Genomic DNA, 7431 nt, shown 5'->3' on the forward strand with positions numbered 1-7431 from the left:
GCGTCATGGGCGCGAGGCGCCGGCGGTTGCGGGTCGGGGTCGCTGACCGCGAGGATGATGCCGCCGTCGGTGGGCCAGAGTTTGAGGGCGATCGTGCCGACACCAGTGGATCCGGCGGCGGCCCTTTCAGACGTCTCCGTGGATTGGGCGTACTGGATTGCGTTGGTGGCCAGCTCCGAGACGAGGAGCCGGGCGACCTCGATGCCCTCGGTGGGAAAGTGCCAGCGCTGGAGGATGTCGACGGTGTGACGGCGGGCCCAGGCGACGGCGTTGGGAGTGGCGGCGAGGGTGAGTTCGCTGATGGACGGTGGGACCTGGTTCATGCGGGTGGCTCCCTCGGCGGCGTGGCCGGGCGGGTGCAGGGCGCCGTGGCGTCGGCGGAGGCCCGCGAATCCGGGGCGGCCAGGGACGGGGCGCCCCGGACTCGCGGGCTGTTTGAAGGGCTACTTCGTGGCGACGACGTAGACGCTGCCCCAGCGGCGCTTCGGGTTGGCCATGGTGGGGTCGAACGTCCAGGGTTCGACGGTGGTGAAGCCGGCCTCGGTGAAGAGCTGGACGAGCTTCTCGTGGTCGTAGGCCCACAGGTGCGGGGTGTAGGTGGGATCGTCGTCCTGGTCGCGGAAGACTAGGTTGACGAGGTCGAGCCGCGTGTTGATGTCGCCCCGGCAGTCGCGCTTGGCGTACCAGCGCGCGATCGTCTCGTCGGGGGATTCCAGGGGACCCGGGTACTGGTTCAGGGTGAAGGCGGCGTCGGGCACCCCGGTGATGATTCGGCCGCCCGGCACGAGGACCCGGTGCGCCTCGCGGACGTAGTGCTTGGCCGAACGCGGGTAGTCGATGTGCTCCAGGAAGTGCTCGGAGAAGATCTCTTCGGTGGTGCCGTCCTGGAGGGGGATGCCCTCGCGGATGTCCCAGAGGAGGTCGGCCGGCGGGACGAGGTCGATGTTGAAGAAGCCGTCGATGTGGTGCGCTCCGCCGCCGATCTGGACCTTGGTGGGCTTGTCGTCGATGCGGCCGTTGGGCCAGGCGCGCCGGCTGGCGTGGTGGTGGCGGTGGAGTTCGATCTCCCTGGCCGCGGCCCGGAGGGTGCGGGCGAGGCCGTGGGTGGTGGCGGGATCGGCGAGGACGGCGTCGATCTGCTCGCCGAGGAGGTCGATGGAGGGCATGCCGGAGGGACTCATCACGGATCTCCTGCGTGTGAGGTGGCTCGGGGTGGGGTGGGCCGCGGATCGCGGCGGTGGTAATCAGGCGACGCTGGGCGCGGAGGTGGTCCACTGGTTGTTGCGCATGAGGGTGTACTTGATGTCCACCAGCCGCGGGGCGATGGTCAGCGAGAGCTCTTCGGCCGGGTGGAGGTGGCCAGCATCGTCCTGCTCGGCGCGCCAGACGCGGTAGTCGAGGTTGGGGTAGGCCGGGTTGATGCCGACCTCGCCCTTGGGCATCGTGCCGTTGAACGGGGCGACGATGTCCATGTGGTTCCAGTAGTTCCAGGCTTGCAGCGCCTTGTGCTGGTCGAAGTAGAAGTAGAAATCGGGGTAGCGGCCGAAGGTGCGCAGCTCCCGGTGGATGAGGTGACCGAGGAGCGGTCCGAGCTGGGTGGCCAGGGAGTCGAACTCCCAGCGCGTGTGGTGCCAGGCTTCGGGGGCCTCGCCGGGCGCGAAGAGGCGGGCGGCGACGAGGTAGCTGATCCGCTCGACCAGGTACGCGCTCGCGTGGCCGGTGTCGATGGTCGGATCGACCTGGTGGATGAGCGTGGCCAGCTGCTTCGGACGGGGACGGAACCTCGCGAGGTCGAACTTGCCGGCCATGGCGGGGAATGAGGCGAACAGCATCTCCTTGTACAGCCAGTTGTTCAGCTCGCCGAGTTCGGCCAGGCGCCGGGTGTGGTGGGAGGTCGAGTGGAGCATCAGGTACTCGGCGACCGCTTCGAAGTACAGGTAGCCGAGGATCGGCAGGCGGGGGATCGTCTCGTCGAGCAGCTTCAGGAACGGCTCGGCGTCGACGCGGGTGCCCTGGTAGGCGACGGCGGCAGCGGTGGCGAGGAACGCGGCCGAGTTCTTGACGCGGCCGGCGACGGTCTCGCGCAGTTGGTGCCGTTCGTTCTTGCTCAGCAGGTATTCGAGGTGGCTGTAGATCCGCAGGTGGATGAGGCCCAGCCGCAGGTAGTCCACCCCGGCGAGCCCGCGGTACGCCTGCGACGGGGTGTCGATCTCGAAGATCAGCGGGGTGGGGACGCGGTCGGTGACGCCGAGTTCGGCCAGGAAGGCCGGTGCTTCCTTGGTCAGGACGTAGGCGCCCAGGTTGTGCATACGGAAGCCCTGGTCGGTCGCGGTGAGCGGCGCGCAGTAGATGCTTCCGACGAGGCAGCCACCCGACGGGTAGAGGACTCCCTGCCTGCTGATCTCCTCCAAGGCGTGGGTGACGTGCAGCAGATGCAGCTTGCCGCTGCCGCTCAGGGCCTCGAAGAGGGCGTTCTGCCGCAGCAGGTGGCCGTTCGAGGTCTCCTCCGCGAGCCGTCTGTCCCAGTCCGCGGCCTGGGTGGCGAGCGGGTCGGTGTGGTCGGTGGGGCTGGGAATGAGGGTGGAGTCGAAGAACGCGTGGGTGTCGGCCCACAGGTGGTAGGCGTCAAGGAAGTCCATGGTCAGACCAAGCCCTTCTCGGCGAGCGCGTAGCGCACGGCCGCGGTGCCGCCGGCCCCGGCGAGGTAGGCCCGCTCCGAGACCAGGACCAGGTCGAAGGCGAGGCCGCGCAACTGGTCGAAGGCGGGCTCGCGGACGTACGCGGCGTTCGGCCACCACTTCAGTTTCGGCAGGCGGTAGCGGTCCAGGGCGTCGGCGGCCTTGACCACGTCGGTGATGCGCTCGACCCGGGCGTGGTCGGCGCGATCGTCGGCGGTGAATGCCCCGTACGGGACGTCGTGCAGGCGGACGGCGGTGGCTGCCTGCACGATCCGCCGTGGAGTGGCGGCGAAGCCGAAGTGGTCCCAGACGGTGTCGGCATTCGCGGCGAGCCAGACGGCGGCTCGGTCGCCATGCCCCCGGTCGTCCTTGTCGTGGCGCCGCTGGCAGTCGTGTACGGCGGCGGCGACGACGGCTGTGGCGGCGTCGGCGTCGTCCAGCCCGTTCGCCTCGGCGAGGACGGCGGCGAGCGCCGCCGTCCTCATAGCGTGCCGGACGCCGTGGAGCGACGTGTACAGGCGGGGATCGGCCCACCAACGGGTGGGCAGCCCGCCGCGCGTGAGCAACTCTTTTGACTGCGGGCGCAAGGCCGGCCGCGGCGCCGGCGGGAGGTCGGGCCTGTGGGAGCTGATCCACTCGACGGTGGCGTGGTCCATGTGTTGGTGGAGCGGGAGCTGCCCTCGGGCAGCCAGGTCGATCAGACTTGCGGTCAACGGGGTCGTGCTCATTCGTGCCCACCCCCTTGGTGGTCTCCGCGGTGATGTTCCCTACCGGATCGGCGCGGCCTGCTGCTCGCGCTCCTTGCGCTCCTTCTCGGCGGCCTCGAAGGCGGCAGTGAAGTCGGCCAGCTCCTGCTCCGTCATCAGGGTCAGCCCGAGCTCCGTGGCGACATCCGTGATCTTGGCCTCCGCCTCGGCGCGGGCGGCGTCCGGGGCGCCGTCCTCCAGGAGGACCTCGAACTCGGCGTGGTAGCCCCACGCCTCACTCCACTTGACCGCGATCTCGACGCCGTCGAAGCGGAAGTTGTGACGGAAGTTGAACGCCTCGTGCATCGCCGTCTCGAAGCCGAGGGCGCTGAACACCTTCACCGCGGCCGGGACGTCGGCGGGTGCGATGGGGAACTCGGTCTCCGCGAAGGCCGCGCCCTGCCCGATCCTGCTTCCCTTGAGGGTGATCTTGGCCGTGCCGGCGGTGGTGTTGTCGGTGACCTTCAGGAGCTGGTCGGGGAGCACGTAGAAGTAGATGTGCTTGTCGTCGGGGCCCAGGTCCTCCCCGTCCGCCTTCAGGCGGGTGACGAGCCGGTCGTGGACCTCCTTGGTGAAGCGGGCGCGCATCTCGATCTCGACGGCCACGGGGCTGCTGCCTCCTCGTTTCAGGCATGACGAAGCCAGCCGGACCCTGCCGTGCGGGGCCTGTCCGGTCGGGCGATCGCTATGGGACTGGTAGTGGTCGAACGCGGGGTGATGCGGCCGATGCGGGCGCCGGCCGCATCACCCAGGTGGTTCTGTGGGTGTCAGCCGAGGGCGCCGAAGCGCTCCTGGACGACACCCGGGTGCAGGTAGGTCGGCAGCTGGACGCCGCCCACCGACGTGCGGCCGGTGGCGACCTGCTCCTCCGTCTCGCTGGGGAATCCCTCCAGCAGACGCAGGCACTGCTGGGCCCACTCACGCGACGCGGGCCAGTCGCCCAGGTCGCGGTGGCGCACTGCCAGGGCGTACGCGGTCTCGGTGGCCGCCCACCGGTCGGTCGCCAGCTCACGCTGGAAGATCGACTCCAGTTCGTCGGTGGAGGCCAGGCGGGTCGGGTTGGTCATGGTGCCCTCTCGGATCAGACGGTCGTGCCCCAGTGGTGATCAACGCCCCGGCGCCCCCGCGGTGACGCCGCGACCCGCTGCTAGTACGTGTAGATCTCGGCCAGCGTCTTGTAGTCCTGCAGCTCGCCCTTCTCGAACCACAGCTCCACCTCCTGCTTGGCCTCCTCGGCGTTGCCGGAGGCGTGCACGAGGTTCGCCACCGCCTTGCCCGAGGCGGTGCTGGCCGCCGCGCTGTAGTGCGAGAAGTCGCCCCGCACCGTGCCGGCCGGAGCCTGGTTCGGGTACGTACTGCCGACGATCTTGCGGACGGTGGCGATGGCGTCGAAGCCCTCCAGCACCAGGGCGATGACCGGCCCCTGCTGCATGAACGTCGCCGTGACGTTGTAGACCTCCGAACCCAGCCGTTCCTCCAGGTCGAAGTAGTGCCGGCGGGTGAACTCCTCGTCCATCCACTTCATCTTGGTGCCGACGATCTTCAGCGCGGCGTCCTCGAACCGCGTGATGATCCTCCCTGCCAGGCCACGCGCCAGCGCATCAGGCTTGAGCAGGACGAGCGTGCGCTCGACAGTGTGTGCCTGAACCTCGGCCATTGGCTCCCTTTCGCCTTGCTGCCAACCGAACATGACGGTCGGTCAACCGTCACCCGCTGAGGTTACCGGCGCCGACAGGGCGGTTCGGATGTGCGGACAAGGCCCCGGACGGGTGAACGGCCCAGGCGGTGCCGCCCACTCGCCAATCTCAGAGACCCGATTCAGCCAACTTCCCTGTATCTGCTACCCGTCCGGGATACGCACCTAGAATCTCCTCGTGGTCATCCGGCGCGTCCGCGCCTCGTACACGCCTCCCAGGGACTCAGCCGCTGCCGGGCGATTCCTCGTCCCTGGTGACAGCGATTCTTCCGGGGCTCCCCCTGCGCGACCATGAAGCACCAGTGCAGTGGGAGTGCACTTTCAGCGCCCGGGTTCCTGCACCGATAGCGGCGAGGAGGGAACGGCTTCGTGGACGTGATCGAACGGTGGACCGGCCAATACGCCTGCCTGCTGCAGTCCGCCCTACGTCTCAGCAACGAGCAGTTCGCCGCGAGACTGGGCATCGGCGTGCGGACCGTGGCCGCCTGGCACGCCGACGAGAACGTCGTGCCCCGCGGGGAGATGCAGCAGCTCCTCGACACCGCTCATGAGCAGGCTTCCGCCGCGGCACGGCAACGCTTCGCGCTCCTGTTGGCGAAGGGCCGAACATCAGCCGAGTCGACACCCGCCGGCGCGCAGGCACTCCGCGTGGCCATCGCCGTGGTCATCCGTGACAGTGACGTCCTGCTGGTGTGCCGAAGGGATGACGACGCGGCCGGGATCACGTGGCAGTTCCCGGCCGGGGTCATCAAGCCCGGCGCTCGGGCCGAGACATCACCGTGAGGGAAACGCTGGACGAGACAGGCGTCCACTGCGCTGTCCGTCGGCATCTCGGCAACCGAGTGCACCCCGTGACCGGCGTGCTGTGCGAGTACTTCCTCTGCGAGTACCTGGCGGGCGAGGCCACCAACAGCGACGCGGCCGAGAACATCGACGTCATGTGGGTCCCCAGAAACTCGGTGACCCGCTTCATCCCCGTCGATACGATCTTCCCGTCCATCCTGGCCGTCCTGGAGGAGCAGACGTGACGCAGCAGAACACGGACGAGCGGCCGGGCATCGCCGCCGCCATCGTGGTGCACGAGGGACGCGTGCTCATGGTGCGCCGCCGGGTCAGCGAGGGACAGCTCTCCTGGCAGTTCCCGGCCGGAGAGGTCGAGCCCGGTGAGTCTCGCGAGGACGCCGCTGTGCGGGAGACCCAGGAGGAGACTGGCCTGGACGTAGCCGCCGTGAAACTGCTCGGCGAGCGGGTCCACCCGAAGACGGGCCGGCTGATGTCGTACACAGCCTGCGAGGTGGTGGGCGGCACCGCCCACGTCGCGGACACCGAGGAACTGGCCGAACTCGCCTGGGTCGCCCATGACGAGATCCCGCAGTACGTGCCATACGGACTGTTCGAGCCGGTGCAGGAGTACCTTGACGCGGCTCTGCTTTCCTGAATGTGACCTCGGGCCGCACTCAAGAGAGCGTGGCGTCACCCTGTCGTGGAGTGGGTCACAGGCGAGCAGTCCCTGAGGGGATCTTCTCCAAGAGGGTCCAGCTCCACGAACGCCCGTCGATCACCAGGGTGGTCTCGTCTGCGACTCGCCATCCGCTCATCCATCCGCCACCGCCGTGGTTGCGTGCTCGGCATGAGCAGGTGCATACGTAGCCCATCGCATTCATACAGCTTGGGTTGGGTCTGTCAAACGTTCGGTGTAACCGGGGTGGTTGAGGTTACTGGCGGGCTGCGGAGAGGCGGCCGTCGAAGGTGATGTCGAAGGCGTTCAGCGCGGTCTTCCAACGGCTGGTCCAGCGGGTCTGACCCCGGCCGGTGGGGTCCAGCGACATGATCGCCATGTAGACGCACTTGAGTGCGGCGGTCTCGTTGGGAAAGTGTCCGCGGGCCTTGACCGCCCGCCGGATCCTGGCGTTGACGGACTCGATCGCGTTGGTGGTGCAGACGATGCGGCGGATCTCGGCATCGAACCGCAGGAACGGGGTGAACTCTTCCCAGGCGTTCTCCCACAGCCGCACGATCGCCGGATACTTCCGGCCCCACGTCTCGGCGAACTCGGCGAACCGCTCCAGTGCGGCTTCCTCGGTCGGCGCCGTGTAGACGGGCTTGAGGAGCTTGGCGATTTTGTCCCAGTCCTGGCGGGTGGCGTAGCGGAAACTGTTGCGCAGCAGATGGACCACGCAGGTCTGCACCACTGTGCGAGGCCAGACGGTCTCGACCGCGTCGGGCAGGCCCCTCAGCCCGTCGCAGACCAGCATGAGGACGTCGTTCACGCCGCGGTTCTTGATCTCGGTGAGGATGTGCATCCAGTGCT

The 7431-nt window shown here is 68.5% G+C and carries 9 protein-coding genes and 1 pseudogene; 2 read left to right on the top strand and 8 right to left on the bottom strand.

Going from position 1 to position 7431, the window contains the following annotated elements:
* The 7 genes from IQ279_RS27200 to IQ279_RS27230 form a co-directional block, all read right to left on the bottom strand.
* Positions 1-323 (bottom strand): ATP-binding protein (locus IQ279_RS27200; RefSeq protein ID WP_206351989.1); only part of this gene is annotated, 323 nt, incomplete at its 3' end.
* Positions 324-443: 120 nt separating this feature from the next.
* Positions 444-1181 carry a class I SAM-dependent methyltransferase gene (locus IQ279_RS27205; RefSeq protein ID WP_206351990.1) on the bottom strand — a complete coding sequence of 246 codons (738 nt, stop codon included), beginning with the start codon at positions 1179-1181 and terminating at the stop codon, positions 444-446.
* A gap of 63 nt (positions 1182-1244) precedes the next feature.
* A complete protein-coding gene (locus tag IQ279_RS27210) occupies positions 1245-2639 on the bottom strand; it encodes a hypothetical protein (RefSeq protein ID WP_206351991.1) in 1395 nt (464 codons plus the stop codon).
* A 2-nt stretch (positions 2640-2641) separates the two neighbouring features.
* Positions 2642-3406, bottom strand: coding sequence for a hypothetical protein (locus tag IQ279_RS27215; RefSeq protein ID WP_206351992.1), 765 nt, complete (start codon positions 3404-3406; stop codon positions 2642-2644).
* A 39-nt stretch (positions 3407-3445) separates the two neighbouring features.
* Complete coding sequence (locus tag IQ279_RS27220; RefSeq protein WP_206351993.1) at positions 3446-4030, bottom strand: CYTH domain-containing protein; 585 nt, start codon at positions 4028-4030, stop codon at positions 3446-3448.
* A 161-nt stretch (positions 4031-4191) separates the two neighbouring features.
* The gene (locus IQ279_RS27225) at positions 4192-4491 is read right to left on the bottom strand and encodes a hypothetical protein (RefSeq protein WP_206351994.1); all 300 of its coding nucleotides are present in this window, start codon (positions 4489-4491) and stop codon (positions 4192-4194) included.
* Positions 4492-4571: 80 nt separating this feature from the next.
* Entirely contained in the window at positions 4572-5081 is a 510-nt protein-coding gene (locus IQ279_RS27230) for a nucleoside-diphosphate kinase (protein ID WP_206351995.1), read from the bottom strand.
* Between the two features lie 408 nt (positions 5082-5489).
* Here IQ279_RS27230 and IQ279_RS27235 point away from each other — a divergent pair.
* Together IQ279_RS27235 and IQ279_RS27240 are read left to right on the top strand one after the other, a co-directional pair.
* Positions 5490-6148 (top strand): annotated as a pseudogene (locus tag IQ279_RS27235) (NUDIX hydrolase).
* Positions 6145-6558, top strand: coding sequence for an NUDIX hydrolase (locus tag IQ279_RS27240; protein WP_206351996.1), 414 nt, complete (start codon positions 6145-6147; stop codon positions 6556-6558). The pseudogene IQ279_RS27235 and the gene IQ279_RS27240 overlap by 4 nt, the downstream one beginning before the upstream one ends.
* Positions 6559-6835: 277 nt before the next feature.
* Here IQ279_RS27240 and IQ279_RS27245 read toward each other — a convergent pair.
* A partial coding sequence (locus IQ279_RS27245; protein ID WP_206351997.1) for an IS256 family transposase occupies positions 6836-7431 on the bottom strand: 596 nt, incomplete at its 5' end.

It is taken from the genome of Streptomyces verrucosisporus, assembly GCF_017114865.1.
GTDB lineage: Bacteria > Actinomycetota > Actinomycetes > Streptomycetales > Streptomycetaceae > Streptomyces > Streptomyces fenghuangensis.